General features: G+C 62.6%; 24 protein-coding genes. 19 read left to right on the top strand and 5 right to left on the bottom strand.

The genetic code is table 11. From position 1 onward, the window contains the following. Nucleotides 1-183: 183 nt before the first annotated feature. The 8 genes from hslR to IU367_RS02465 all read left to right on the top strand — a co-directional run bounded on the left by hslR (nucleotide 184) and on the right by IU367_RS02465 (nucleotide 7,730). A complete protein-coding gene (gene hslR / locus IU367_RS02500) occupies nucleotides 184-582 on the top strand; it encodes a ribosome-associated heat shock protein Hsp15 (protein ID WP_043140769.1) in 399 nt (132 codons plus the stop codon). 108 nt (nucleotides 583-690) lie between these two features. Next, nucleotides 691-1,575, top strand: coding sequence for an Hsp33 family molecular chaperone HslO (gene hslO, locus IU367_RS02495; protein WP_043140765.1), 885 nt, complete (start codon nucleotides 691-693; stop codon nucleotides 1,573-1,575). A gap of 149 nt (nucleotides 1,576-1,724) precedes the next feature. Next, nucleotides 1,725-3,350 carry a phosphoenolpyruvate carboxykinase (ATP) gene (gene pckA / locus IU367_RS02490; RefSeq protein WP_043140762.1) on the top strand — a complete coding sequence of 542 codons (1,626 nt, stop codon included), beginning with the start codon at nucleotides 1,725-1,727 and terminating at the stop codon, nucleotides 3,348-3,350. Nucleotides 3,351-3,528: 178 nt separating this feature from the next. Continuing rightward, complete coding sequence (locus IU367_RS02485; RefSeq protein ID WP_043140759.1) at nucleotides 3,529-4,194, top strand: GntR family transcriptional regulator; 666 nt, start codon at nucleotides 3,529-3,531, stop codon at nucleotides 4,192-4,194. A gap of 33 nt (nucleotides 4,195-4,227) precedes the next feature. After that, on the top strand, nucleotides 4,228-6,030 hold the full coding sequence (locus IU367_RS02480; protein WP_274453360.1) for an aminopeptidase P family protein: 1,803 nt from the start codon (nucleotides 4,228-4,230) through the stop codon (nucleotides 6,028-6,030). A gap of 112 nt (nucleotides 6,031-6,142) precedes the next feature. After that, complete coding sequence (locus IU367_RS02475) at nucleotides 6,143-6,538, top strand: nitrous oxide-stimulated promoter family protein (RefSeq protein WP_274453359.1); 396 nt, start codon at nucleotides 6,143-6,145, stop codon at nucleotides 6,536-6,538. A 124-nt stretch (nucleotides 6,539-6,662) separates the two neighbouring features. After that, nucleotides 6,663-7,115, top strand: a complete 453-nt coding sequence (locus IU367_RS02470) for a GNAT family N-acetyltransferase (RefSeq protein ID WP_043557428.1) — start codon at nucleotides 6,663-6,665, stop codon at nucleotides 7,113-7,115. Between the two features lie 138 nt (nucleotides 7,116-7,253). Beyond that, nucleotides 7,254-7,730, top strand: coding sequence for an outer membrane lipoprotein (locus IU367_RS02465; RefSeq protein WP_043140749.1), 477 nt, complete (start codon nucleotides 7,254-7,256; stop codon nucleotides 7,728-7,730). Nucleotides 7,731-7,804: 74 nt separating this feature from the next. Here the strand turns inward: IU367_RS02465 and IU367_RS02460 are convergent, their stop codons facing one another. From IU367_RS02460 to IU367_RS02450, 3 genes are all read right to left on the bottom strand, one after another. Next, nucleotides 7,805-9,784, bottom strand: a complete 1,980-nt coding sequence (locus IU367_RS02460; RefSeq protein ID WP_274454339.1) for a bifunctional 2',3'-cyclic-nucleotide 2'-phosphodiesterase/3'-nucleotidase — start codon at nucleotides 9,782-9,784, stop codon at nucleotides 7,805-7,807. 127 nt (nucleotides 9,785-9,911) lie between these two features. Further along, nucleotides 9,912-10,532 (bottom strand): L-lysine exporter, encoded by a 621-nt coding sequence (gene lysE / locus IU367_RS02455; RefSeq protein WP_274453358.1) that lies wholly within the window; start codon nucleotides 10,530-10,532, stop codon nucleotides 9,912-9,914. A gap of 202 nt (nucleotides 10,533-10,734) precedes the next feature. Beyond that, nucleotides 10,735-11,517, bottom strand: a complete 783-nt coding sequence (locus tag IU367_RS02450; protein WP_042868909.1) for a LuxR family transcriptional regulator — start codon at nucleotides 11,515-11,517, stop codon at nucleotides 10,735-10,737. Nucleotides 11,518-11,579: 62 nt separating this feature from the next. On the opposite strand from IU367_RS02450, the gene IU367_RS02445 reads away from it, so the two are divergent. From IU367_RS02445 to IU367_RS02395, 11 genes are all read left to right on the top strand, one after another. Beyond that, nucleotides 11,580-12,203 carry an acyl-homoserine-lactone synthase gene (locus tag IU367_RS02445; RefSeq protein ID WP_098980858.1) on the top strand — a complete coding sequence of 208 codons (624 nt, stop codon included), beginning with the start codon at nucleotides 11,580-11,582 and terminating at the stop codon, nucleotides 12,201-12,203. A gap of 266 nt (nucleotides 12,204-12,469) precedes the next feature. Then, nucleotides 12,470-13,369, top strand: a complete 900-nt coding sequence (locus tag IU367_RS02440) for a LysR family transcriptional regulator ArgP (protein ID WP_274453357.1) — start codon at nucleotides 12,470-12,472, stop codon at nucleotides 13,367-13,369. Nucleotides 13,370-13,469: 100 nt separating this feature from the next. Continuing rightward, nucleotides 13,470-15,521 carry an exoribonuclease II gene (locus IU367_RS02435; protein WP_274453356.1) on the top strand — a complete coding sequence of 684 codons (2,052 nt, stop codon included), beginning with the start codon at nucleotides 13,470-13,472 and terminating at the stop codon, nucleotides 15,519-15,521. 395 nt (nucleotides 15,522-15,916) lie between these two features. Beyond that, nucleotides 15,917-16,510 (top strand): TetR/AcrR family transcriptional regulator, encoded by a 594-nt coding sequence (locus IU367_RS02430; RefSeq protein ID WP_274453354.1) that lies wholly within the window; start codon nucleotides 15,917-15,919, stop codon nucleotides 16,508-16,510. Between the two features lie 21 nt (nucleotides 16,511-16,531). Next, entirely contained in the window at nucleotides 16,532-17,578 is a 1,047-nt protein-coding gene (locus tag IU367_RS02425) for a heparan-alpha-glucosaminide N-acetyltransferase domain-containing protein (protein WP_274453353.1), read from the top strand. A 455-nt stretch (nucleotides 17,579-18,033) separates the two neighbouring features. Then, entirely contained in the window at nucleotides 18,034-19,956 is a 1,923-nt protein-coding gene (locus IU367_RS02420) for a PTS mannitol transporter subunit IICBA (protein WP_274453352.1), read from the top strand. Nucleotides 19,957-19,993: 37 nt separating this feature from the next. After that, a complete protein-coding gene (locus IU367_RS02415; RefSeq protein ID WP_274453350.1) occupies nucleotides 19,994-21,139 on the top strand; it encodes a mannitol-1-phosphate 5-dehydrogenase in 1,146 nt (381 codons plus the stop codon). Nucleotides 21,140-21,266: 127 nt separating this feature from the next. Next, entirely contained in the window at nucleotides 21,267-21,788 is a 522-nt protein-coding gene (locus tag IU367_RS02410; RefSeq protein WP_042868891.1) for an MltR family transcriptional regulator, read from the top strand. Between the two features lie 176 nt (nucleotides 21,789-21,964). Continuing rightward, complete coding sequence (locus IU367_RS02405; protein ID WP_274453349.1) at nucleotides 21,965-23,752, top strand: cation:proton antiporter; 1,788 nt, start codon at nucleotides 21,965-21,967, stop codon at nucleotides 23,750-23,752. Further along, nucleotides 23,749-24,333, top strand: a complete 585-nt coding sequence (locus tag IU367_RS02400; protein WP_274453348.1) for a DNA-J related domain-containing protein — start codon at nucleotides 23,749-23,751, stop codon at nucleotides 24,331-24,333. The genes IU367_RS02405 and IU367_RS02400 overlap by 4 nt, the downstream gene beginning before the upstream one ends. Before the next feature lie 64 nt (nucleotides 24,334-24,397). Then, entirely contained in the window at nucleotides 24,398-24,646 is a 249-nt protein-coding gene (locus IU367_RS02395) for a hypothetical protein (protein WP_098980867.1), read from the top strand. A gap of 42 nt (nucleotides 24,647-24,688) precedes the next feature. Here IU367_RS02395 and IU367_RS02390 read toward each other — a convergent pair whose 3' ends face one another. Next, a complete protein-coding gene (locus IU367_RS02390; RefSeq protein ID WP_042868883.1) occupies nucleotides 24,689-25,207 on the bottom strand; it encodes a mechanosensitive ion channel domain-containing protein in 519 nt (172 codons plus the stop codon). A gap of 9 nt (nucleotides 25,208-25,216) precedes the next feature. Further along, nucleotides 25,217-26,209, bottom strand: a complete 993-nt coding sequence (gene zntB, locus IU367_RS02385; protein WP_103471681.1) for a zinc transporter ZntB — start codon at nucleotides 26,207-26,209, stop codon at nucleotides 25,217-25,219. Between the last annotated feature and the right edge of the window lie 66 nt (nucleotides 26,210-26,275).

Here is a 26,275-nt window from a genome sequence, read left to right as displayed (position 1 = left end):
CAATATATTCTGGCATCCAAATCGGTTGGCTATTGTGTACGGCAATGGACCCAGAGACAACCGACCGGATGGGATGAAGCTGCGAAAATTGACATTCCGTCACACCATAAGCCCCCCGTTTCTATCCCGAGGCCTGCCTCTGGTATAATCAGGCTCCCCTTTCAGCCATCCCGGAGTCGATTCATGCCGAATCCCGCAGAAACTACAACCCAGGTCCGCCTCGACAAATGGTTGTGGGCGGCGCGTTTTTACAAGACCCGCAGCCTGGCCCGTGAGCAGATTGAAGGGGGCAAGGTGCACTACAACGGCCAGCGCAGCAAGCCGGGCAAGGCCGTCGAAGCCGGTGCCCTCATCCGTGTCTGGCAAGGCCAGGACGAACGGGAGGTGCGGGTGCTGCAAGTGAGCGAACAGCGCAAATCCGCCCCGCTGGCCCAGCTGCTCTATGAAGAGACGGAAGCCAGCCTGAAAAAACGGGCCGAGAACAGCGAGGCGCGCCGCTTCAACAGCCAGTTTGCCCCGAGCCCCGAGCGTCGTCCCGACAAGCAGGAGCGGCGCCAGCTGATCAAGGTCAAGCAATACTGACTCGCCAACGTGGCCCTTTTATGACGACAGGAAACGGGATTAGTTCCTAACCACCTGTTTAATAATGTTTTTATCTATTTATCTCACCTAAGAACCCAGGAATGCATGATGAGTAACCAAGATCTCCTGTATCGCTATCTGTTTGAAGAGTACGAAGTCCGGGGTGAGCTGGTCCAGCTGGACCATACCTACCGCCACGTGGTGGAAGCCCAGAACTATCCGGTGCAGGTGCAAAAACTCCTGGGTGAGCTGCTGGTTGCCACCAGCCTGCTGACCGCCACCCTCAAGTTTGAAGGCTCCATCACAGTGCAGTTGCAGGGCGATGGCCCGGTGCGCCTCGCCGTCATCAACGGTGACAACAACCAGCAACTGCGCGGCGTGGCCCGTTTTGAGGGCGAGCTGCCGAGCGATGGCAAGCTGCAGAGCCTGATCGGCGAAGGCCAGCTGATCATCACCATCACCCCGGAGCAGGGCGAGCGCTACCAGGGCATCATAGCGCTGGACGCCGACACCCTGGCAGGCTGCCTGGAGCACTACTTCGCCCAGTCTGAACAGCTGGCCACCAAGCTGTGGATCCGTACCGGCTACCACCAGGGTGAGCCCCGCGCCGCCGGCATACTGCTGCAGGCGCTGCCAGCCCAGAGCGAGGATCACAGCGCAGATTTCGATCACCTGACCCAGCTCACCGCCACCATCAAGGATGAAGAGCTGTTCGGCCTGGAAGCGGAAGAGATCCTCTACCGCCTCTACCACCAGGACAAGGTGCGGGTGTTCGATCCGCAGGCGGTCGAGTTCCGCTGCACCTGCTCCCGCGCACGCTGCGAAGGGGCCCTGCTGCAGATAGAAAAGGAAGAGGTGATGGAGATGGTGCAGGAGCTCGGCAAGATCGACATGCATTGTGATTATTGCGGCGCCCAGTACCAATTCGACGGGATCGACGTCGAAACCCTGTTCAGCAGGGCTCCCGATAATGATGCAAACAAGTTACACTAATTGAAGGCGGGCAAAACCCGCCTTTAACTTAAATAACAAAAAAATACCCTATTTTATAAAGTTTGATGGCGATCGCTAAACTCTACCACCTAAGTGATAGGATGAACGCCAGATAGAACCCTACAAACCTCTGAACCCAGGAGAATACAATGACAATCGTGGCAGAACCCACCCTGGCCCAACAATTAGGACTGGACCAGTACGGTATCAAAAACAGCCAAGAAATCGTTCGCAACCCCTCTTACGATCAGCTTTTCGCGGAAGAGACACGTTCTGACCTGGAAGGGTTCGAGCGCGGCGTGGTGACCGAGCTGGGCGCCGTCAACGTAAACACCGGCATCTTCACCGGCCGCTCCCCGAAAGATAAATATATCGTCAAAGACGCTACTACCCAGAATACTGTGTGGTGGTCTGACCAGGGTAAAAACGATAACAAAGCTATTACCCCGGAAGTGTGGTCACATCTGAAATCCCTGGTGACCAAACAGCTCTCCGGCAAGCGCCTGTTTGTGGTTGACGGCTTCTGCGGTGCCAACCCGGATACCCGTCTGGCCGTGCGCGTCATCACAGAGGTGGCCTGGCAGGCTCACTTCGTCAAGAACATGTTCATTCGCCCAAGCGATGAAGAGCTGAAAGCCTTCAAACCTGACTTCGTGGTGATGAACGGTGCCAAGTGCACCAACCCGAACTGGAAGGAGCAGGGTCTCAACTCCGAGAACTTCGTCGCCTTCAACCTGACCGAGAAGATCCAGCTCATCGGCGGCACCTGGTACGGTGGCGAGATGAAGAAGGGCATGTTCTCCATGATGAACTACTTCCTGCCCCTGCGCGGCATTGCCTCCATGCACTGCTCCGCCAACGTGGGTCAGGACGGCGACGTGGCCATCTTCTTCGGCCTCTCCGGCACCGGCAAGACCACCCTCTCCACCGATCCCAAGCGTCAGCTGATCGGCGATGACGAGCACGGCTGGGACGACGACGGCGTGTTCAACTTCGAAGGGGGTTGCTATGCCAAGACCATCAAGCTCTCCAAGGAAGCCGAGCCGGACATCTTCAACGCCATCCGTCGCGATGCGCTGCTGGAGAACGTGACCGTTGCCGCCGATGGCACCATCGACTTCGATGATGGCTCCAAGACCGAGAACACCCGTGTCTCCTACCCCATCTATCACATCGAGAACATCGTCAAGCCGGTCTCCAAGGCGGGTCATGCCAACAAGGTGATCTTCCTGACCGCCGATGCCTTCGGCGTGCTGCCCCCTGTTTCCAAGCTGACCAAGGAGCAGACCAAGTACCACTTCCTGTCCGGCTTCACCGCCAAACTGGCCGGTACCGAGCGTGGCATCACAGAACCGACCCCGACCTTCTCCTCCTGCTTCGGTGCTGCCTTCCTCAGCCTGCACCCGACCAAGTACGGTCAGGAGCTGGTGAAACGGATGGAAGCGGCCGGCGCAGAAGCCTACCTGGTCAACACCGGCTGGAACGGCACCGGCAAGCGCATCTCCATCAAGGATACCCGCGCCATCATAGACGCCATCCTGGACGGTTCCATCGAGAAGGCCGAGACCAAGGTGCTGCCGATCTTCAATCTGGAAGTGCCGACCGCGCTGCACGACGTGAACCCGGCGATCCTCGACCCGCGCGACACTTACGCCAACAAGGCCGAGTGGGATGCCAAGGCCCAGGATCTGGCCCAGCGCTTTATCAAGAACTTCGAGCGCTTCACCGACAACGAAGAGGGCAAGCGCCTGGTTGCTGCGGGTCCGCAGCTGTAACACCAGCCTCCCTTCTCTTGCCGACATCCATACCGGTCAGCCCTGCTGACCGGTATTTTTTTAACCAGAGGACGGCGTTTGATCCCCGCCAAACCTTGCCTTGTGGGCGGTTGCGCGTTAGATTCAGCCCAACTTTATACAATATACAATTTTGTAACGAATCCCCTGTGACCCGACCATGACCCCACCCTACAAGACCCGAACCCAGATGGTGATGGAAAATCTCCGTGGCCGGATCCTGCGTGGCGAATTCCCCGCCGGCGCCCCCCTGCGTCAGGATGCCATCGCCAAGGAGCTGGCGGTGAGCCGCATTCCGGTGCGTGAAGCCCTGATGCAGCTGGAGGCCCAGGGGCTGGTGAAGTTCGAGGCCCACCGCGGCGCCGTGGTCACCATGCTGGACGCCTCGGCCATCGAGGAGCTCTTTTATTTGCGAGCCCTGCTGGAAGCCGATACCCTGTTTCACGCCGTGGATATGATGACGGAGGAGACCTTCGTCAAGGCACAGGCCATCCTCGCCCAGTTTGATCAGGCGCTCGAGTCAGGCACCCAGATCGAACACTGGGCCGAATTGAACCACAGTTTTCACGCCACCCTCTATCAGGCTGCCGGCCGCCCCCAGGCGCTGGAGCTGATCGCCCAGATCAATCTGAGCTGTGACCGCTATGTGCGCTTCGAGCTGCTGTTTGCCAGCGACGGAGTGGACAAGGCGGAGCGTGAACACGCCCAATTGCTGGAACTGTGCCGCGCCCGTCGCAAACACGAGGCCGTGGTGCTGCTCAAGCAACATATCGAGGCGGCTGGCCAGTCAGTCAAGCGGATCCTGGACAGCGGCCACCACCAATGAACACTCACATCACAACAATCTGGCATTAACGACATGAATCATTTCGAGATTATTGAAACCCGCGTCGCCCAGGTCAGGGCCACACTGGCCACACAAGAGCTGGACGCCTTCATAGTCCCCCACGATGACGAGCACCTGGGCGAGTACATCCCCGCCTACGCCGAGCGTCTGGACTGGATCACGGGTTTCAACGGCTCCGCCGGGCTCGCCATCATAATGGCGCAGCGGGCGGCCCTGTTCATCGACGGTCGTTACACGGTGCAGGCCCGCATGCAGGCACCGGCCGAGCTGTTTGAGTTTCTCCATCTTAACGAAGATCCCCACGTCCAGTGGCTGGCGGATCAGCTGCCGTCCGGCTCCCGGGTCGGCTTCGACGCCCGCCTGCACAGCCTGGCCTGGTATCAAAACGCCAGGGCCGTGCTGACCGAGCGCGGTATCGAGCTGGTACGCGTGGAGCAGAACCCCATAGACCTGCACTGGAGCGATCGCCCCGCCCCCACCAAGACCCCAGTCATCCTCTACAGCGAGGAGCTGGCGGGCCAGTCAAGCCAGGCCAAGCGTGAACTGCTGGCGAGCGATCTGCGCAAGCGCGGGCTGGATGCGGTACTGCTGACCCAGGCCGAGCCCATCAACTGGCTGCTCAACCTGCGCGGTCGCGACGTGGAGCGGCTGCCGGTGGTATTGGGCTTTGCCGTGCTCTACGCCAACACCAGCATGGATTTTTTCGTCGACACCGACAAGATCGACTGCTTCGCCTTCAGCCAGCACGTGGGACAAGATGTCTCCGTCTACCCCATCGACAAGCTGGGTGACGTGCTGCAACGCATAGGGGAAGACCAGCAAAAAGTGCTGGCCGACCCCAACACGGCCAACGCCTGGACCCAGCTCATCATGGAAGAGGCAGGCGCCATCCTGGTGGCCGGTCAGGATCCAACCATGCTGCCGAAGGCGTGCAAGAACGCCGTTGAGCTGGCCGGCATGCAGCGTGCCCACCTGCGCGATGGCGTCGCCGTCACCCGCTTCCTCGCCTGGCTGGATCGGCTGATCGCCGCCGGCGAGTTTGAAGGGGTGGACGAAGGCACACTGGCGGACCAGCTGGAAGCCTTCCGCCACGAGCAGGAGCACTACGTCGAGCCGAGCTTCGATACCATCTCGGCACTGGGCCCCAACGCCGCCATGTGCCACTACCGTCACACCAACGGCACACCGCGCGCCTTCGGCCAGGACAGCATCTATCTGGTGGACTCCGGCGCCCAGTATCTGGACGGCACCACCGACATCACCCGCACCGTCAAGGTGGGTGAGGTCACCGACGAGCACAAGGCCATGTTCACCCGGGTGCTGCAGGGTCATATCGCGCTGGATCAGGCCCGCTTCCCGCGCGGTACCGCCGGCATCCAGCTCGACGTGCTGGCCCGCATGCCGCTGTGGCAGGCCGGTTATAACTATGACCACGGCACAGGCCACGGCGTCGGCCACTTCCTGAGCGTGCACGAAGGCCCGCAGCGCATCGCCCCCAAGGGCAGCCTGGTGGCCCTGCAGCCGGGCATGGTGCTCTCCAACGAGCCGGGTTACTACCGGGAAGATGCGTTCGGCATCCGCTGCGAGAACCTGGTGGTGGTGACCGAGCAGGAACAGATCGGCGAGCTGTCGATGCTGGGCTTCGAGCGGCTGACTTACGTGCCGTTCGATACCCGCCTCATCGAGCGCAGCCTGCTGAGCCCGGCCGAGTTCCGCTGGATCAACGAATACCATGTCGAGGTGTTCCGCCGCCTGAGCCCGCTGCTGGAGGGTGAGGATCTCGCCTGGCTGGAACAGGCAACCAGCCTCATCTAAGTGCAGACAAGCAGAGTTGTCTGATGAGACAGGGCCCGCGGGCCCTGTTTTTTTGCCCCCCGGCTTGACCTGTATCAAGACCCCGCCGGGGCAGGTCAGGACAATGACCCCCATGAAAACCCATCACCCCGATCCCGTGCGCCAGCCCCGTGCCCGCAAGACACCCGAGCACCCCAGGCTCAAGCGGGAGCAGCAGACGGTCAGCGCCATGATCCGCCTCTACTGCGACCACCATCATCAGGATCCCGCCTGCCGCCACTGCCAGCAGTTGCAAGCCTTCGCCCACCAGCGCCTGCGGCGCTGCCGCTATGGCCACGGCCACAAACCCACCTGTGCCAACTGCAACATCCACTGCTACGCCCCGGCCATGCGCAAACAGATACAGCTGATCATGAAGTGGAGCGGCCCGCGCATGCTGTGGCATCACCCCTGGCTAGCCCTGCGCCACCTGCTGGACAGCCGCCGCAAGGCCCCCAGATTGCCCAGCAACCGGCCCCTGCCGCCCTGAACCGGGCAAGCTGCGACGCCCGCCCCCATCACCAGACCCGCTTGCATCAGCCCGGATGGCCCACTAACCTGTGACTCCTTTTTGACTGCCGCACGGCAGCACGCACGCAATGACAGGAGCCCGGATGCATCAGCCCCCCGTTTTGAGAGTGGCCCGCCACGCCGACATGCACGCCATCTGGCAGATAGACGTCGACGTCTTCGGAGAGGATGTCTACCCCGGTTTCTTCTTCCGTCAGGCCATGGATCTCTGGCCCGATCTGCTGCTGGTGGCCGAGCTGGACGGCAAACTGCTGGGCTATGCCCTGGGCGGGCTGGGACAGGATCGGTCGCAGGGCTGGCTGCTCTCCCTGGCTGTGTTGCCCGAGGCGCGCGGCTTCGGCCTGGCCGAACGCATGATGCTGCAGGTGGAGCAGGGACTGCTGAAACTGGAGATCGATCGGATCAAACTGACGGTGGATCCCGCCAATCCGGCCCAGCGCCTCTACTTTCGACTCGGTTATCAGCAACTGGCCGAGGAGCGCGACTATTTCGGCCCGGGCGAGGATCGCCTGCTGCTGGAAAAACGGCTCGGCTGAGCCACTGCTGACGGGATTTGCGACGCCCGGGTCTTATAATTGGTTACACTTTGCTGGTTTCATGCCCAATCCGGTTGGCGTAAAGTTGAACTCACTGACCGAATTAACCAGATCAGATGCCAGCCCAGGAGGCCCATCATGTTGAAACGTATCACCCTTATCGCCTTGTTGGCCGCCACCACAGCCACCACCCTCAGCGGCTGTGCCAACAGCGACGTCTACTCCGGTGATGTCTACACCAAGGATCGTGCCAAGCAGGTCCAGACCGTCAGCTACGGCACCATACTCTCCACCCGCCCGGTCAAGATCCAGGCCGATGAGAACTCCCTGGTCGGCACCATAGGCGGCGCCGTGGTCGGCGGCCTGCTCGGCAGCACCATAGGGGGCGGTCGCGGCAGCGACATCGCCGCCGCCGGTGGCGCCATCGCGGGTGCGGCAGCCGGCAAGGCCGCCGGTGACAAGTTCAATCAAGTCGATGGCGTCGAGCTCGAGATCAAGAAAGAGAACGGCGAATCCATCGTAGTGGTGCAAAAAGCCAGCCCCACCTTCGTGCCGGGCGCCCGGGTACGCATGACCCAGGGCAACGGCAGCATCAACGTGGCCGTGGTGAACTAAGCACAGGCAGCAGCCACCCACGAAAAAGCCCTCGCACTGCGAGGGCTTTTTTTATCGCCGGTGTCAGTCAGGCATTACTGACGGATCAGGCGGAAGATGGCGTAGCCGGGGTGCTTGGCGTCGTCCATCGGCAGGGTGGACTTGTACTCCAGATCCGCGCCGGCCAGCTGCCTGGCCTCTTCGCGGGGGGAGGAGTAGAGCCGCACGTCCACGTTGGCCGGCAGTGCCTTCATGTGCCAGTTGTTGTTGGCCGCCGGGCTGAAACCACCCGGGTTGTCGGCAGACTGGGCCTTCAGGTACTGGGCTATGATCTCCCGCGTCTCGGAGGGATCTTCATGCACTATGTTGCTGCTGTCTATGCCCGGGAAGTGGCCGCCACCGCTGGCGCGGTAGTTGTTGGTCACCACGTAGAACTTCTGGGCCGGATCCATGGGCTGACCGTTGAAGGTGAGCCCGCTGATGCGCTGACCATCGCTGACCTTGGCCCCTTCCTTGCTGTAACGGGCCGGCTGGGTGATATCCACCTCGTAGTTCACCCCGTCGATCACGTCGAAGTTGTAGGTGGGGAACTTCTCGTTCACCAGCCACTGCACCTCTGTCTTGCCGGTATCTATCTGGTTGAACTGACCGGCGCTCATCTCCAGCCACTCCTTGACGGTGGCCCCGTTCACCTCGACCACCTGCAGGGTGTTCGGGTAGATGTAGAGGTCGGAGACGTTGCGCAGGGAGATGTCGCCCTGGGCCACATAGGTGAAGTCGTTGATGCCGTTGCGACCGCCACGGAAGGGCGCCGCCACAGACAGTATGGGGTAGGCCTCCTTGAGCAGACCGTCCTGTTGCAGCTGTTCGGCGTAGCGGCGCTGGGCATCGCTCACCAGTTGCACCGAAGGGTCATCCTGTACCAGGGCGAAGAAGCTGTGGATGGAGGAGGTGATCTTGCCGAGCGGCTCGTCCAGCCACTGGTTGGTGGCGTCGTGATCGGCCTGCACCAGGTCCACCACCCGCTGATCCACGGCGCTGCCCTCGCTGGAGTCGATCTTGCGCAGACTGGCCTGGCTCTGTTTCACCTGCCACTTGCCGTCTACCTGCTGCAGGGTGAGGTCTATGATACCGAGGTGGTTGCCCCAGTAGCCGGGCATCACAGTCGGCACGCCGCTCAGGGTACCGGCCTGATTGTCCACCTCCGGCAGATCCGGGAAGTCGCCCGGGAAGTTCTTGTGGGCGTGGCCCAGCATCAGGGCATCCACCCCTTTCACCTTGGCCAGATGCCAGGCGGAGTTCTCCATCATGGCCTCGTAGCTGCTGGCGTTGATGCCGGTATGGGCCACTACCACCACTATATCGGCGCCCTTGGCGCGCAGCTCGGGCACATAGTGGTTGGCGGTCTCGACCATGTCGGCCACCACCACCTTGCCCTCCAGATGACGCTTGTCCCACTGCAGTACCTGCGGCGGGGTCAGTCCCAGTATGCCCACCTTGACGGTCTGCAGCTGGCCCTTGTCATCCTTCACCTTGCGCTCCAGCAGCAGGTAAGGCTTGAACTTGTTGCCGCTCCAGTCGATCTGCCCCTTGGCATCGCGCTTGAAGGCGCCCGCCTCGAACACGTTGGCGTTCACATAGGGGAACTTGGCGCCCTGCAGTGTCTTGGTGAGGTAATCCAGCCCGTAGTTGAACTCGTGGTTGCCCAGGTTGCCGGCGTCATAGCCGATCTCGTTCATGGCCTTGAACACAGGATGGGCCTGCTTGTCGAGGTAGCCGGCACCGGATTGCTCGAAGATGTAATCCGCCAGCGGCGTGCCCTGGATCAGGTCACCGTTGTCGAGCAGCAGGTTGTTGGGGTTTTCGGCGCGGGCCGCGCGGATCAGCAGCGCGGTGCGGGAGAAGCCAAACTTGCGATCCTCCTTGTTCTGGTAGTAGTCATACCCCAGCACGTTGGAGTGGATATCGGAGGTCTGGATCAGACGCAGGGCAACCGCTCCCGGTTGCGCCTTGCTGTCGTTTTCGTTGCTACAGGCAGACAACAGCACGATGGCTGCAATAGCACCCAGCTTCATGGTTTTATTCACTGTCTTGTCCCTTTTATTATGAGTGTCGCTTTACCAGCGACGGGAATTTAACAGACGAATATGTCAGGGCATGAAGCCGGGATTAATTTTTATGAGGTACGGCACAAAAATAGCCTTATGAGGCCAGCGAAGCCCCGCTCGCCAGTTGCAACGCCAACCCCAGCATGATGAAACCAACAATAGTATCAATAGCTTGCTGAACCCTGCCGCGGGCAAGCCAGGGCGAGAGCGCAGCCGCGCCGAACGCCAGGCTGTAGAACCAGACCAGGGAGGCCAGCATGGCCCCGGCCGCAAAGGCCGGTCGCAACTCCTCGGCAAACTGACTGCCGAAGGAGCCGAGCAGCATCAGGGTATCCAGATAGACGTGAGGATTGAGCAGGGTCACCCCGAGCGTCATGGCCAGCACGCTCTTGACCCCCATCAACTGCGGCGAGTCCGCAAGCTTGGCCCCCTGCCCGCGCCAGGCGCTGCGCAGGGAACGGATGCCGAACCAGCCGAGAAACAGCACGCCGCCCCAAGTCAGCAGCGCCAGTCCGATAGGGCTGGCCGCCAGCAGGTTGGCCCCGCCGAACACCCCGATCCCGATCAGCACGAGATCGCACAGGCAGCAGAGCGTCGCCGCCAGCAGATGGTGGTTGCGGTGTATGCCCCGGCTCAGCACGAAGGCGTTCTGGGCACCGATGGGAATGATCATGGCAAGGCCGAGGGTGAAGCCTTGCAGGCTAGTTGCGAACATGGATTGAACGTCCAGAAGAGGGATTGGACGGCACTATAAAGGTCGGCGGGGTGTTCAGAGAAATTCATAAATCTGCTGATGGATTCATTTTCCTAATCAGCCGGATTTCTGAGGGCAGGGATGAATTCCATCCGGCACCAACTGTCAATTGCATGATCTGACAATTGTGAGCCTGTCGCTCTGCCCCGAGAATCATTGGGTTTTATTGCATCAGCTTGGGGAAGTTGGTGACAACGACCTGCTCCAGATTGGGCAGCAAAATGCCACTGCTCACCCCCTTGGCGATGGCCTGGTAGCGATTCATCGACCCCGTTTTACGGGTGACCTGATTGAGGTGGTAGTTCACGGTGCGTTCCGTGATCCCCAGGATGCAGGCAATTTCACCCGACGTTTTCCCTTCACTGGCCCAGAACAGGCATTCCGTCTCCCGGTCAGTCAGGGCCTCCTGAGGGTCATCTTCCCGCAGACTGACCCGCACAATCCGGATCGCCGCCTCGAAGATGTAGTTGGACATCCAGGAGAGGATGGGCGAGGACTCCAGCAGCAGATCGCTCGACGCCCGCTCGGCGGTGATGAACGACAGTATGCCGTTTTCCCCCGCCGCACCGTGCAGCGGAAACGAAATGCCGTTGCGCAGCCCGAACTCCGCCGCCAACCCCATCACATCCAGACTGCCCTCTTGCAGAAAACGCGCCCGTCCTTCCAGCCGGTTCCAATAAATGGGCAAAGTCTGCTTGCGGGCCAGCTGAATGATGGGATCACAGGCCAGCATATGGTTGGCCGTATAGGCCTGCACCCAGGAGTCGGGGCACTGATTGAACAGCACCACCTTGGGCCTTTGCATCGACATGGGAATGATCAGCGCGAACCGGTAGTAGTCATAGCCCATACCGAGCGTGAACCGACCGATCAACTCGGCCAAACGATCCCCGTCCGTTACCGAAGTGAAATGTTCGAGGTACTCAAGCAGTTGGTCTTGTTTCATATGCTAGCCCCCCTGGCCAGGGCCTCGATTATAGCGCCGAACACTGAAATGGAGACATCTGAATGCTTGTTTTCAAAGGAAAATTAAAAGAACACCCCAGATGGGAGGTAGAAAACGAGCTTTATCGCTTCCGTAATCGCGTCTTCTCCGATCGCCTCGGCTGGGATGTGGAGTCCCACCGTGGTCTGGAGCAGGACAGCTTCGATACCCCGGACACCCACTGGGTGCTGATCGAAGACGAAGAGGGCCTGTGTGGCTGCATCCGGCTGCTCAGTTGCGCCCAGGATTACATGCTGCCCAGCATATTCCCCAGCGCCCTCGCCGGTGAGGCGCCACCGCGCAGCAACGACGTCTGGGAACTGACCCGCCTCGCCATCGATGCCAACCGGGCGCCGCGCATGGGCAACGGGGTGAGCGAGCTGACCTGCATCATCTTCCGCGAGGTCTATGCCTTCGCCAGGGCGAAGGGGATCCGGGAACTGGTCGCCGTGGTCAGCCTGCCGGTGGAGCGCATCTTCCGCCGTCTCGGCCTGCCCATCGAGCGGCTCGGCCACCGTCAGGCGGTGGATCTGGGCGCCGTGCGCGGGGTCGGTATCCGCTTCCACCTGGATGAGCGCTTCGCCCGTGCCGTCGGCCAGCCCATGCAGGGCGAGTATGCCGATGCCCGCGAGCTGGTCACTGAGTGAGAGTCGCCATAAAAAAATCCCGGGATAAGACCCGGGATTAAAAGTTCTCGCTATGGCCCGTTTCCACCCCATGCAAAAACGGACGCAAAAGAGTATCCACTGAATATCTTTTGACCACCACTGTCACATCTCACAGTGACAAACCCGCTTTCACCCCGCACACCACGCCAGCCGGGCCTGTCGGCGATCCGGCCAGCGCAGCGTTGTCCTGCGGTCGCCACTCCAGTAGCATCCCTTCTCAATACCTGTACGGATAAGGAATGCTGATGAAGGCCTTGGACTACAAGCTGCTGCTGGCGCTGGATGCCGTGATGCAGGAACAGAACTTCGAGCGGGCCGCCCAGCGCCTGCACATCACCCAGTCCGCCATCTCCCAGCGCATCAAGCAGCTGGAGCAGCAATTCGCCGAGCCGCTGCTCATTCGCAGCCAGCCGCTGCAGGCGACCCCCCTCGGCCAGAAGCTGCTGGCCCACTATCGCCAGGTGCGTCAGCTGGAGCTGGAGCTGGCCGGCGAGATAGCGCCCGACGAACCCCAGGCCCCGATCCGGGTCAGCATAGCGGTCAACGCCGACAGTCTGGCGACCTGGTTCCTGCCAGCCCTCGCACCTCTGCTGGAGCAGCACCCCATAGAGCTGAACCTGCTGGTGGATGACGAGTGCCGCACCCTGGACAGGGTGCGCGAGGGGCAGGCCTTCGGCGCCGTCAGCCTGCACGGCCAGCCACTGGCGGGCTGCTGCGTCGACGAGCTCGGCGAGATGCACTACCTGCTCACCGCCAGTCCCGCCTTCGTCGCCCGCCATTTTCCAAATGGCATGACCCGGGCAGCGCTGGCCAAGGCGCCGGCGGTGGCGTTTGATCAGCGTGACGACATGCACGTCAGCTTCATGGCGCGCCACTTCGGGCTGGAGCCCGGCGGCTATCCCTGCCACACGGTGCGCTCGTCGGAGGCCTTCGTCGCCATGGCCGAGCAGGGGCTCGCCTATTGCCTCATCCCCGAACTGCAGATCCGCCAGCAGCTGGCCCAGGGCAGCCTGCTCGATCTCAGCCCGCAGCATCACCTGGTCGAGCGCCTCTACTGGCACCGCTGGGTGCTGGAGCGGGGGCTGCACAAACAGATCTCCCAGCGCCTGATCAATCAGGGGAGCCACGCACTGCACAGGGGCTGACGGGGCCATTCACCTTGGCTTTGGAGGGGTAAAAACGTATAGTGCTGGGCGATCCTTCATCAGGTCTCCACCCAGGTTTTCCACTTCAGGTTCCTCACTTATGTTCCAAGACAATCCGCTGCTGGCCCAGCTCAAGCAACAAATCCGCGAAAACATCCCCAAGAAAGAGGGTGTGATCCGCGCCTCGGACCGGGGCTTCGGCTTTCTGGAAGTCGATGAGAAGACCAGCTATTTCGTGCCGCCTCCCTACATGAAGAAGGTGATGCACGGTGACCGGGTGAGCGCCCTGATCCGTACCGAAAAAGAGAAGGAAGTGGCCGAGCCGGATGCCCTGCTGGAGCAGGCGGTGACCCGCTTCGTCGGTCGCGTGAAGATGTTCCGCGATCGCCTCAACGTGGTGCCGGATCATCCGCTGATCAAGGACGCCATCAAGGCCCGCGCCAAGAAGGGTCTGGATGAGAAGTCCTTCAAGGAAGGGGACTGGGTGGTAGCGACCCTCAAGCGCCACGCCCTGAGTGATGGCAACTTCTCCGCCGAGATCAGCCACAAGATCGCCGATCAGGAAGACCACAACGTACCCTGGTGGGTGGTGCTGGCGCGCCACAACCTGGCCCAGATTGAACCGGCCGACCTGCCCGAGTGGAACGTCATCGAAGAGGAAGAGCTGCCGCGCACCGACCTGACCGCGACCCCCTTCTTCACCATAGATGGCGCCAAGACCAAGGACATGGATGACGCCCTGGCCATCCGCAAGCTGGACAACGGCTGGGAACTGCTGGTCGCCATCGCCGATCCGACCGCCTATGTGGCCGAAGGCAGCGAGCTGGACAAGGAAGCCGCCCAGCGCGCCTTCACCGTCTACATGCCGGGCCGCAACGTGCCCATGATCCCGCGCACCCTCTCGGACGAGCTCTGCTCCCTGAAAGAGGGCGAGGAGCGCAACACCCTGTGCGCCCGCCTGCTGATCGCCGAAGACGGCCTGCTGCTGGAAGAGACCGAATTCTTCGCCGCCCGCATCTGCTCCCACGCCCGCCTCAACTATGACGAGGTCTCCGACTGGGCCGAGCATGGCAAGGCACTGGACATAGACGCAGACGTCATGGCCCAGCTGCCGCTGATGAAGGCGATGACGGAGGCACGCATCGCATGGCGCACCGAGCACGCCCTGGTGTTCCCGGACAGACCCGACTACGACTTCGAGCTGGGTGAGAACGGCGCCGTGCTGGCCATCCACGTGGAGCCGCGCCGCATCGCCAACCGCATGATCGAAGAGTCGATGATCGCCGCCAACATCTGCGCCGGTCGCGTGCTGGGCAAGAGCGTCGGCTACGGCGTCTTCAACGTCCACACAGGGTTCGATGAAGAGTCCCTCGACGGCGCCATCGACCTGCTGAAAAGCGCCGAGGCCCCGTTCGAGAAGGAAGAGATCGCCAGCCTGTCCGGCTTCTGCGCCCTGCGCCGCTGGATCGACAGCCTGGACACCCGCTGGCTGGACGGCAAGATCCGCCGCTTCCAGAGCTATGCGCTGATGTCCGCCGAGCCGGGTGCCCACTACGGCCTGGGGCTGGATGCCTACGCTACCTGGACTTCACCTATTCGCAAGTACGGCGACATGGTCAACCATCGCCTGCTCAAGGCCGTCATCGCCGGCAAGACCCCGGGTGAGCGCCCAAGCCAGGAGCTGACCGAGCACCTGACCGAGTGCCGCCGCCTGCACCGCAGGGTGGAGCGCGATATCGGCGACTGGCTCTATGTCCGTTACCTCAAGGCCGATGCCGGCACCGACAAGGTGTTCAACGCCGAGATCATCGACGTGATGCGTGCCGGTCTCAAACTGCGCCTGCAGGAGAACGGCGCCGTGGTCTTCATGCCCGCCCGCCACATCCTGGACAACAAGGAGCGGCTGGAGTGCAACTGGGACAACGGCCGCGTCTACCTGGACAAGACCGAAGTGGTCTATGAGCTGGGCCAGATCATCGAGGTCAAGCTGACCGAGGCGGTGGAAGATACCCGCTCCCTCATCGCCAAACCGGCGGTGGATCTGGTGCCGGGTCCGGCACCGGAAGCCCCTGTGGCCGACAGCGCAGTGACCGAGAGCACTGCAGCCGAGAGCCCTGACGCTCCTGCAGAGGCCGCCCCCAAGGCGGAATAAGCCCGGCGTCAGCAACTGGATATCCATAAAGCCCGCAACCCTGCGGGCTTTTTTATGGCCGTTGTTCACGGCCAGCAGAAAGAGGATGCCCCCGCCCGCAACCAGCCCTCTCCATGGCCCCCTTGAGCCAACAGGCGAGTGCTGAGCAGGCGGCCCTATGAGGCGATGGTCAGGGGAGCGCTCATCCTCCCAGTCACGGCGCTGACCGGCTTGAAGGCTGGGTTATTCGGGGCTGCTCGGCGGACGCATGGCTTGCCCCTGAGCCTGCCGACCGAGGAGATGCGTCCTCTTGGCCACCTGTGGCTTGCTTATTTTTCACACCGGGGATAAGGTGAACACCATAAATGAACGAACGTTCGCTCACAATATGTAGACCAGCAGAGGGGAAACCGGCCATGTCCATCAATCACAACCGCCTGGAGCAGCGGCGGGAGCAGATCATCCAGGCCGCCCTCGGCTGCTTCATCGAGCGGGGCTTCCACCAGACCGGAATGCGTGACATAGCCGCCGCCGCCGGGGTGAGTCTGGGCAACCTCTACAACCACTTCGCCCGCAAGGAGGAGCTGATCGCCCTGATCGCTTCGCTGGAGGCGGCCGAGCTGCAACCCCTGCTGGATGAGCTGACCCGGGGACCGGCCCGCGCGGCGCTGGCCCGTTTCGCCGCCGGCTACCTGGCCTGGTCGCTGACCCCGGAGAACCTGCTGCTCGGCACCGAGATCCTGGCCGAGCTGACCCGCCACCCCGAGATGGCGGCCACCTTTGCCAGCAACCAGCGCCAGCTGTGTGATGCCCTGGCCGCTGCGGTGCGCCGTGGCCAGCAGGCGGGGGAGCTGGCTGCCCGCCTGGTGCCGGATCTCACGGCCCAGCTGCTGCTGGACGCACTGGAGGGGCAGGCCCTGCGCCACGCCCTGGCCCTGCACCCGGAGCAGGCGCCGGTCGTACAACGACTGCCCCAGCTGCTGGACCAGCTGCTGGGCCCGGCCAGCTGATCACCCCAAGGAGTCGCCATCATGAGCACCTCGCTCAATCGACTGGAAGGACTGGATCTGGCCCGCGCCCTGGCCCTGCTCGGCATGGTGCTGGTGAACTTTCGCATCGCCATGGGGGTGCTGACGGGCGGGCCTGACTGGCTCAAAGCCCTGCTGGATGCGTTGGAGGGGCGCTCCGCCGCCAGCTTCGTGGTGCTGGCAGGCATAGGCCTGGGTCTGTCGACCCGCAAGCTGAGCTGGCCGGCAGCCATGCACCACACCGCCAGGCGGGCTCTGTTCCTGCTGATCCTGGGGCTGCTCAACTACCTGGTGTTTCCGGCCGACATCATTCACTACTACGCCGTCTACTTCCTGCTGGGGGCCTGCTGTCTGCGGCTTCCCTCCCTCTGGCTGCTCGCCCTGATCCCCCTGCTGGCGGCAGGTTTCGTCAGCCTGCTGTTTCACTTCAATTACGATCAGGGCTGGCAGTGGCACAGCTTCAGCTATCCCGAGTTCTGGACCCTGCACGGCTTCGTCCGCAATCTGCTGTTCAATGGCTGGCACCCCGTGGTGCCCTGGCTGGGCTTTCTGCTCTACGGCCTCTGGTTGAGCCGCCAGGCCCTCGCGAGTGCAACCGTACAGCGCAGGCTGCTGGTCGGCGGGCTGAGTGCCATGGGGCTGGCCAAGGGGCTGTCGCTCTGGTTGCTGACACTGTTTCCCCAGCCTGAGCTGGCGCCTCTGCTGGCGACCAAACCCATACCTCCGGCCCCGCTCTACCTGCTGTTCGGCATGGGAGCGGCCAGCACCCTGATCGCGCTCTGTCTCTGGCTCGGCCGCGCCCTGCCCCATGCGCGCTGGTGGCGGGTCTGGCTGCCGGTCGGACGGCAGACGCTGACCCTCTATATTGCCCACATCATGATCGGCATGGGCGTGCTGGAGGCGCTGGGCTGGCTGCAGGGGCAGGATCTGCCCGAGGTGGTGCTGGCCGCCGCCCTCTTCGCCCTGGCGGCACTGCTGTTTGCCAATTTGTGGAATCAGCGCTTCGATCGAGGTCTGCTGGAGGGGGTGATGCGCCGGCTGTGCGGCTGAGGGAGCTGAGTGGAAAGCTGAAAGTGGGTTACAAAATAATTGATTCATTGGTGATTAATGACATAAAGCGAAGGATTCATCGTCCTGACTCGCTGATTGAGGGTCACTGCGATCGCCCCATTTGAATACAAATAATGCATTTGTGACTCACATCACATTGACGGCCGATTTGCGCAAACCACATAAGGTGATCTTTATCACATTAAATCTGTGTGCTTAGCAGGAAAGATCGAAATGTAGCCGAACTACAGCGCCTGAATGTGATCGGCGTCACCATGAAGGGAGGGGGGTGGTCTGGGTATTTGAGAGGTGTGTCACAAGACACCCCGTTTTCAGCCTAATTTGATCACAAGCTGGTAGATTGAAGTTGCTTAGACGACTGGGATGGGGGTTCGGCAAAACCCGTCATCCCGACTACCACTTTTAATCAAACAGGCTTAAAACGGGGTCCCGACATGTTATCACCGGATACCAAAGTCAAGATACAGAATTTTGGACGCTTCCTGTCCAATATGGTCATGCCCAACATAGGCGCCTTCATCGCCTGGGGCTTCATTACCGCACTCTTCATCCCCACCGGCTGGCTGCCAAGCGAAACCTTGGCCAAGCTGGTCGGCCCCATGATCACCTACCTGCTGCCGCTGCTGATTGGCTATACCGGCGGCAAGCTGATGGGCGGTGAACGGGGCGGCGTGGTCGGTGCCATCACCACCATGGGCGTCATAGTGGGGACCGACATCCCCATGTTCATGGGTGCCATGATGGTCGGCCCGCTGGGTGGCTGGGCCATCAAGCGCTTCGACAAGGTGATGGAAGGCCGCGTCAAGAGCGGCTTCGAGATGCTGGTCAACAACTTCTCCGCCGGCCTCATCGGCATGTTGCTGGCAATCCTCGCCTTCTTCGTGATCGGCCCCTTCGTCAAGGTGCTCTCCGGCGTGCTGGCCGGTGGCGTTGGCTTCCTGGTGGACAACAACCTGCTGCCGCTCACCTCCATCTTCGTCGAGCCGGCCAAGATCCTGTTCCTCAACAACGCCATCAACCACGGCATCTTCTCGCCGCTGGGGATCCAGCAGGCGACCGAGCATGGCCAGTCCATCTTCTTCCTGATCGAAGCGAACCCGGGCCCGGGCATGGGCGTGCTGCTGGCCTACATGGTGTTCGGCCGTGGCGCCGCCAAGCAGTCCGCCGCCGGTGCCTCCATCATTCACTTCTTCGGTGGCATCCACGAGATCTACTTCCCCTACGTGCTGATGAACCCGCGCCTCATACTGGCGGTGATCGCCGGTGGCATGACAGGGGTCTTCACCCTGACCCTGTTCAACGCCGGACTGGTCTCCCCCGCCTCGCCGGGCTCCATCTTCGCCGTGCTCTTGATGACGCCGAAAGCCTCCCTGATCGGGGTTGCTCTCTCCATCATCTGCTCGACCCTGGTCTCCTTCCTGGTCGCCGCCGTGTTCGTGCGCGCCCAGCAACCGGAAGCCGACGAGGCCGATGCCCTGGGTGAAGCCACTCGCAAGATGAAAGCCATGAAGGGTGCCAAACCCGAAACCGCGGCGGCCAAGAAGCCGGGCGGTGAACTGATGGCGGTGCGCAATATCGTGGTTGCCTGCGATGCGGGCATGGGTTCCAGCGCCATGGGCGCCGGCATGCTGCGCAAGCGGGTGCAGGCCGCCGGGCTCGACATCAGCGTCACCAACCGCGCCATCGATCAGCTCGACGATCAGGTGGACTGGGTCATCACCCACAAGGATCTGACCGAGCGGGCCCGTCGCCATGCGCCGAACGCCCACCACATCTCGCTCACCAACTTCCTCGACAACGGCCTCTATCAGGAGCTGGTGCAGAGCCTGACCCAGGCCGCCAACGATGACGTCGCCAACCCGCAGCTGCTGGTGGCGGCCAACGACGACCACTACGAGCCGCAGGCCAGCGAGGTGTTCACCCTGAGCCGTCAGGACGTGCACCTGGGGCTCAAGGCCGACAACAAGGAGGCCGCCATCCGGGCTGCCGGCAAGCTGCTGGCGGATCGGGGCTATGTGGCACCCGACTACGTCAACGCCATGCTGGAGCGCGAGCAGCTGGTCTCCACCTACCTCGGCGAGTCCATCGCCGTGCCCCACGGCACCATAGCCGCCAAGGAGTTCGTGAAGCGTACCGGCATCGTCATCTGCCAGTATCCGGCCGGGGTCGCCTTCGGCGAGGCGGCCGATGAAGTGGCACGACTGGTGATCGGCATCGCCGCCCGCAACGACGAACACATGCAGGTGATAACCCGCCTGACCAATGCACTGGATGAACCCGGTCTCATCGACCGGCTGGCCAGCACCCAGGATCCCCAGGAGTTTCTGGATCTGCTGGGTGCCGAACAGGCTGCGTAATCGTCCTTCATCGTCTTTGGTTGTAGAGGTTAATATCATGAAAACATTGCATTTTGGTGCCGGCAATATAGGTCGTGGCTTCATTGGAAAACTGCTGGCGGACGCCAGCCACCAGGTCACCTTCGCCGACGTCAACGAGACCCTGATCGATCAGCTCAACCACCGCCAGGAGTACAAGGTGCACGTGGTGGGGGCGGATCAGAAGCTGGACGTGGTGCGCAACGTGGCGGCGGTCAGTTCCGCCGGTCACGAGGTGATCGCCCGCATCATCACCGCCGATCTGGTCACCACAGCGGTCGGCCCCAACATTCTGGACAAGATTGCCAGCACCCTGGCCAAGGGGCTGCAGGCCCGCTTCGATGCCGGCAACCTGACCCCGCTCAACGTCATCGCCTGCGAGAACATGGTGCGCGGCACCAGCCATCTCAAGCAGGAGGTACTCAAGTTCCTGCCGGTCGCGTATCATGCCACGCTCGAATCCTGCGTCGGCTTCGTCGACTCGGCGGTGGATCGCATAGTGCCACCGGCGGCGGCCAACGACGATCCGCTGGAAGTGACGGTGGAGAGCTTCAGCGAGTGGATCGTCGATCAGACCCAGTTTAAGGGCGAACTGCCGCAGGTGGCGGGCATGGAGCCCACCGACAACCTGATGGCCTTCGTCGAGCGCAAGCTGTTCACCCTCAACACGGGCCACATAGTCACCGCCTACCTCGGCAAGTTGCGGGGCTATCGCACCGTGCGCGAGGCGATTGAAGATCCTGTGATCCGCAGCAAGGTGCGCCGCGCCATGGAGGAGAGCGGGGCCGTGCTGGTGAAGCGTTACGGCTTCGATCCCCGTCTGCACGCCGCCTATATCGAGAAGATCCTGGCCCGCTTCGCCAACCCCTATCTGGTGGACGAGATTGACCGGGTCGGCCGTCAGCCGCTGCGCAAGCTGGCGGCGGGGGATCGGCTGGTGAAGCCGCTGCTCGGCACCCTGGAGTACGGACTGCCGAGCGATCACCTGCAAGAGGGGATAGCCGCGGCGCTGCACTATCGCAACACCGATGATCCCCAGGCGGTGGAGCTGCAGAGCCTGCTGGCAGAGCTTGGCCCGGCCCAGGCCCTGGCCCGGGTGACAGGCCTTGCCGCCGACAGCGAGATAGTGCGTGCCATCGTCGCCCGTTACGACACCTTGAAGTGACCCTGATGGGGCGCACTCACCGCCAAGCAGCCGCATCAACCGGTTGAATGGCATGGGAATTCGCCCCATATGATAAAAACCGGGAGAGAGACACTCTCTCTCCCAGTCAGCTGGACCCTAAGCACCTATGACCACACACCAGGAAGATGAAGTACTGGAACGACTGAACGAGCAGGATGGCCCCCGCGGCTTCTTTCTCGAAGTCGTGACCATCCTGGAAGAGGCGGTCGACTCCCTGATGCGGCGCGCGTTCCGCCAGGAGGAGTATGCCGTCAAATACGCCATCGAACCCCTGCTCAACCAGAGCGGCCCCCTCGGCCAGCTGGAGGTGCGCCTCAAGCTCATCTTCGCCCTCGGTCTCATCTCCCTCGAGCGCTATCAGGATCTGGAAGCCTACCTGAAGATCCGCGATTTTCTGGTGCGCGACCCCAAGGATTACCGCTTCAGCGACAAGCCGATCCGCGATCTGCTGAATCGTCTGCACGGTCTCAATCAGGGCAGCATGATGCCGCAGGATCCCCCGGCCAACGAGGAGGACTGGCCCTTCTACCAGATGCAGCTCAACCGGCTCGATCAGGTGGTGCGCTCGGCGCTGGTGCTGGCGGTGGCCGACTGCGTCACCGATCTCCACAAAGAGAGCCCCATCTAATCCGGCTGGTGACGTCGGGTCAGCAGCCTCCCCTTGCCCACCCCTTCTTCCCGACGGCCATGACGCCGGCTGTCGCGCCCATCCCCGCCGCCCTTGCCCCACCCTCCTAACGGTGTCAATCTGACCAGCTTCCCCGCTACACTTCCTCCTAGTCCATTAGCTGAGTCGAGGTCTGCATGACTGCTCTCTCCCTGGCCGGGATCGCCCTGGTCTCAGTGCTGGCCCAGTGGCTCGCCTGGTCGCTGCGAGTACCCGCCATCCTGTTTCTGCTGCTCACAGGCCTGACCCTGGGCCCGGTCAGCGGCCTGCTCGACCCCGATGCCCTGCTCGGCGACCTGCTGTTTCCGCTGGTCTCCCTGTCGGTGGCCATCATACTGTTCGAAGGGGCCCTGACCCTGCATCTGGCCGAGCTCAAGGGGATAGGCAAGGTGGTGCGCAACCTCTGCTCGGTGGGCATGCTGGCCAGCTTCGCCGTCATCGGCAGCGCCAGCTACTTCCTGCTGGGGCTGGACTGGCGGGTCGCCATGCTGCTCGGCGCCGTGCTGGTGGTGACGGGGCCGACCGTGGTCGCCCCCATGCTCAACGTGATCCGCCCCACCCGGGAAGTGGACCGCATCCTGCGCTGGGAAGGAATAGTAATAGACCCCATCGGTGCCCTGTTCGCCGTGCTGGTGTTCGAGGCGGTGCGCCTCGGCAGTCAGGGGGATCTCATCGGCCACACCCTGCTGGCACTGGCCAAAACTGTGGGGGTCGGCGCCCTGATCGGGGTGGCCGCCGGCTGGCTCACCACACTGCTCATTCGCAAGGACTGGCTGCCGGTCAGCCTGCACAAGTTCGGGGTGCTGGCGCTGGTGCTGGTCACCTTCAGCCTCTCCAACTGGCTCAGCCACGAATCCGGCCTGCTGGCGGTCACAGTATTCGGCATCTGGCTCGCCAATCAGGAGGGGCTGGATCTGGAGGAGGTGCTGGCCTTCAAGGAGGATCTCGCCGTCATCCTCATCTCCTCCCTGTTCATCCTGCTGGCGGCCCGCCTCGATCTGGCCCAGCTCTGGCAGCTCGGCCCCATGGTGCTGGCGCTGCTGTGCGTGGTGCAGTTCGTGGCGCGCCCGCTCTGCATCCTGGTCTCGACCTGGGGCTCGGATCTCTCCTGGCGGGCCCGCGCCCTGCTCAGCTGGATAGCGCCGCGGGGCATAGTGGCGGCGGCGGTCAGCGCCTCCTTCGCCATCAGCCTGCATCAGGCCGATATTCCTGATGCGGACAAGCTGGTGCCCCTGGTGTTCGCGGTGATCATCTCCACAGTGGTGCTGCAGAGCCTCACCTCGGCGCCGCTGGCGGGCCTGCTCAAGATGCGCCAGAGCGCACCCAACACCTGGCTCATCATAGGGGCCAACTCGGTGGCGCGGGCCATAGGCCGGGCGCTGGCGGAGCAGGGGGTGCCGGTGCAGCTCTGCGACCCGGCCTGGGAGTTTTGCCGCCAGGCGCGCATGAGCAACCTGCCCTGCTACTTCGGCAACCCCCAGTCCGAACATGCCGAGCTGCACCTGCCGCTCACCAGCATCAGCACTGTGCTGGCGCTCTCCCCCAACCGTCACAACAACGCCCTCGGCGTGCTGCACTTCGCTCATCTCTATGGCGAGGAGAAGGTCTACTCCCTGCGCTCCAGCGAACAGCACGGCAAGGCGAACCGGGAGAGCGCCACCTTCCGCGCCCGCCAGAACCTGTTCGGTCCCGAGGTCAACTATGCCCGCCTGAGCGGCCTGCTGAGCCGGGGCGGCCAGATCAAGGCGACCCGCCTGAGCGAGGCGTTTGACTGGGCGCAATACCAGGCGGCCAATCCCGGTGCCATCCCGCTGTTCGTGCTGGATGGCAAGGCCAGGCCCCGCATAGTCACAGGCCCTGTCACGCCGCTGGCGGGGGAGCTGCTGATCGCCCTGCAACCACCGAAGGAGGCAGTCAGCTCATGAGCGAGACGTCGCACCACCACAATCCGCTGCTCGCACCCCTGCTGGCCCTGCTGCAACAGGCCAGGGGCGGCTACAAGGTGCACGAGCTGCTGGCCGCCCTGCGCCGGCAGGGGGCGGTTCCAACGTTGGCGGAGGATGAGCAGCTGCAGCTGTTTCGGGTCAACTTCCTCATCATGAACGCCCTCTACCAGCTGCAGGCCGATCTCCATGACGAGGGCTGGTGGCTGGTGATCAGCACCCTGGATATCCGGCTAGAGCCCCTTGCCGGGGCAACAGATACTCGCCAGAGGCTGGCCCTCGGCCAGCCTCTGCGCAGTTACTACCTGGACTGGCAGGTGTTCTGGCAGACCGACAGGGAGGAGGTGGAGGCCCTGCTCACCCGCTTCTGGCTCGCTTATGACGGAACGGGACACAGGGCGGAGGCGCTGGCCCTGTTCGAGCTGACCGCAGATGCCAGCCAGGAGACGGTGCGCCGCCGCTGGCGGGAGCTGGCGCTGCAACACCACCCGGATCGCGGTGGCGATGCCGAGACCTTCATCCGCATTCGCTGGGCCTGGGAGTGCCTGAACACAACCAAATGAGCCGGGCCGCCCCCTGCCCCAGCCACTAGACTTGAAGAGGCGCCAAGAGTCACAGGAGGACGTCATGACAGTCAGTGAACTTCGCCTGCTCTACCAACAGCAAGCCTTCAAGGAAGCCGAGATCCTGCAGGATGCCATACTGCCGGGCTGGATCGTGGAGTTCAGGGGTCAGGATGGCAGGTTGTACGAGCTGACAGACACCCTGGGTTGCCCCCGCTATTTCGGCTCGATCGAGGAGGCCCGCCAGCACGTGCATCTGGTGGCGGACTGCCCGATCCAGGTCGAGCATCTCTACCGCTTCTTCGAACGCTGAGCGGCATTCAGGATCAAGAAAGGCTCCCGAGGGAGCCTTTTCTCATTCAGGTTGCAACGGTTCCGCCCCCTTGCCCTCCAGCCGCCTGACCGGTTTTTGCAGGATCAGGTTGGCCGGATAGGTGACCAGATCGCCGTTGTCATCGCGCACCCTCAGGTAGAACAGACCTATCTCGGTAATGACGCCGGTGACGGAATCGTCCTTGTCGAGGATGCGGATCCGGTCGCCAATCTTGTAGGGGAAGGCGAAGAAGATGGTGATGCTGGCGGTGATGTTGGAGAGGATCGACCACTGCGCCACCATGGCGACGCCCAGCACGGCGAAGAAGGAGGAGGCGAGCACCACCAGCCGGGAGAAGTCGAGCCCCCACACCCCTGCCAGGATCAGCAGGGTGGCGCAGCCGAGCAGGAAGTGGAACACGTGCTCCACGTAGAGCACCCGGTTCTCGCTCACCTGCCGGCTCTGGGCCAGCGCCAGCAGACTCTTGTGAATGAGGCTGCGGATCAGGGTGTGGCCCAGCAACAGCAGCAGGGTCACGCCAAAAGATTGCCACATGGTCATGACGGCTCCTTACCACCAGCGTCTGTGTTTGAGCCAGACGGCCAGCCCGGTGGCCAGTGCCACCAGGGAGCCGCAGAAGACCCAGAAGGCGGTCGGGCTCTCGGCCCCCGGGATCCCCCCCAGGTTGATGCCAAACAGACCGGTCAGGAAGCTGGCGGGCAGAAACAGCAGCGCCATCACCGACATCTGGTAGGCCCGGCGATTGGTCGCCTCCGCCATCAGGTTGTTGATCTCGTCCGCCAGCACGGCGGTGCGCGCCACCCCGGCATCCAGATCATCCAGCCAGCGCCGCAGCCGGTCGGCGATATCGAGCAGGCGCCGCCTGTCATCCTCGTCCAGCCAGCTGATCTTCTCGTTGGCGAGGCGAGCCACCAGATCCCGCTGGGGGGAGAGGTAGCGGCGGATCATGATGAGCTGCTTGCGGATCAGCGCCAGCCTGCCGTTGGCGGGCAGGTCGCGCATCAGCACCATCTCCTCCAGATCCAGGATCTTATCGTGCAACTCCTCGACAAACTCTCCCGCTCTGTCGGTCAGGGCATCACAGATCTCCACCAGCCAGTCGGCCGGGGTATCGGCACCGCCCCCCAGTTTCAGCTGGCCATACACGTCCTGCTCCGACAACAAGGCGCGACGACGGCTGCTGATGATGAGATCCGGGGTGATATAGATGCGCAGCGCCACCATCTCTTCGGGCCTGTGATCCTTGTTGTGGTTGATGCCGCGCAGGATCAGCAGCACGGTTTCCCCCATACGCACCAGCTTGGGCCTGTTGCTCTGGCCGAGCAGGGACTCGCGCGCCGCGTCATTGAGCAACGGGGTCTGCAGCAGCCAGCGGGCCGCTTCCGGATTGCCGTAATCCAGATGCAACCAGCCGGGTTTATCCCCCGGTATCTCACTCCCCGCCGCCAGCGGCTGCATGCCGCCCTTGCCATCCAGGGTCAGGCCATAAATCACGTCACTGGGCACCCGATCCATCTGCTCGTCCTTCTCGTTCCGATTCATCGGCCCAGCTTACACGAAAGCCGGGCCTGACTCAGCCCCGGGGCAGCCGCCCCGCGCCGGCCATGT

It is taken from the genome of Aeromonas bestiarum, assembly GCF_028751155.1.
GTDB classification, from domain to species: Bacteria; Pseudomonadota; Gammaproteobacteria; order Enterobacterales; family Aeromonadaceae; genus Aeromonas; species Aeromonas bestiarum.
This window is presented reverse-complemented; position numbering and strand designations above follow the sequence as displayed.

Bases quoted from the DNA above. Each gene is read 5' to 3' on its own strand.
- hslO (WP_043140765.1), top strand. From the start codon at position 691: ATGAGTAACCAAGATCTCCTGTATCGCTATCTGTTTGAAGAGTACGAA.
- IU367_RS02480 (WP_274453360.1), top strand. From the start codon at position 4,228: ATGAATCATTTCGAGATTATTGAAACCCGCGTCGCCCAGGTCAGGGCC.
- IU367_RS02420 (WP_274453352.1), top strand. From the start codon at position 18,034: ATGTTATCACCGGATACCAAAGTCAAGATACAGAATTTTGGACGCTTC.
- IU367_RS02390 (WP_042868883.1), bottom strand. From the start codon at position 25,207: ATGACCATGTGGCAATCTTTTGGCGTGACCCTGCTGCTGTTGCTGGGC.
- IU367_RS02410 (WP_042868891.1), top strand. From the start codon at position 21,267: ATGACCACACACCAGGAAGATGAAGTACTGGAACGACTGAACGAGCAG.
- IU367_RS02425 (WP_274453353.1), top strand. From the start codon at position 16,532: ATGAGCACCTCGCTCAATCGACTGGAAGGACTGGATCTGGCCCGCGCC.
- IU367_RS02460 (WP_274454339.1), bottom strand. From the start codon at position 9,784: ATGAAGCTGGGTGCTATTGCAGCCATCGTGCTGTTGTCTGCCTGTAGC.
- IU367_RS02435 (WP_274453356.1), top strand. From the start codon at position 13,470: ATGTTCCAAGACAATCCGCTGCTGGCCCAGCTCAAGCAACAAATCCGC.
- IU367_RS02445 (WP_098980858.1), top strand. From the start codon at position 11,580: ATGCTTGTTTTCAAAGGAAAATTAAAAGAACACCCCAGATGGGAGGTA.
- IU367_RS02470 (WP_043557428.1), top strand. From the start codon at position 6,663: ATGCATCAGCCCCCCGTTTTGAGAGTGGCCCGCCACGCCGACATGCAC.
- IU367_RS02415 (WP_274453350.1), top strand. From the start codon at position 19,994: ATGAAAACATTGCATTTTGGTGCCGGCAATATAGGTCGTGGCTTCATT.
- IU367_RS02465 (WP_043140749.1), top strand. From the start codon at position 7,254: ATGTTGAAACGTATCACCCTTATCGCCTTGTTGGCCGCCACCACAGCC.
- IU367_RS02450 (WP_042868909.1), bottom strand. From the start codon at position 11,517: ATGAAACAAGACCAACTGCTTGAGTACCTCGAACATTTCACTTCGGTA.
- lysE (WP_274453358.1), bottom strand. From the start codon at position 10,532: ATGTTCGCAACTAGCCTGCAAGGCTTCACCCTCGGCCTTGCCATGATC.
- IU367_RS02400 (WP_274453348.1), top strand. From the start codon at position 23,749: ATGAGCGAGACGTCGCACCACCACAATCCGCTGCTCGCACCCCTGCTG.
- IU367_RS02395 (WP_098980867.1), top strand. From the start codon at position 24,398: ATGACAGTCAGTGAACTTCGCCTGCTCTACCAACAGCAAGCCTTCAAG.
- zntB (WP_103471681.1), bottom strand. From the start codon at position 26,209: ATGAATCGGAACGAGAAGGACGAGCAGATGGATCGGGTGCCCAGTGAC.
- IU367_RS02440 (WP_274453357.1), top strand. From the start codon at position 12,470: ATGAAGGCCTTGGACTACAAGCTGCTGCTGGCGCTGGATGCCGTGATG.
- IU367_RS02485 (WP_043140759.1), top strand. From the start codon at position 3,529: ATGACCCCACCCTACAAGACCCGAACCCAGATGGTGATGGAAAATCTC.
- hslR (WP_043140769.1), top strand. From the start codon at position 184: ATGCCGAATCCCGCAGAAACTACAACCCAGGTCCGCCTCGACAAATGG.
- pckA (WP_043140762.1), top strand. From the start codon at position 1,725: ATGACAATCGTGGCAGAACCCACCCTGGCCCAACAATTAGGACTGGAC.
- IU367_RS02475 (WP_274453359.1), top strand. From the start codon at position 6,143: ATGAAAACCCATCACCCCGATCCCGTGCGCCAGCCCCGTGCCCGCAAG.
- IU367_RS02430 (WP_274453354.1), top strand. From the start codon at position 15,917: ATGTCCATCAATCACAACCGCCTGGAGCAGCGGCGGGAGCAGATCATC.
- IU367_RS02405 (WP_274453349.1), top strand. From the start codon at position 21,965: ATGACTGCTCTCTCCCTGGCCGGGATCGCCCTGGTCTCAGTGCTGGCC.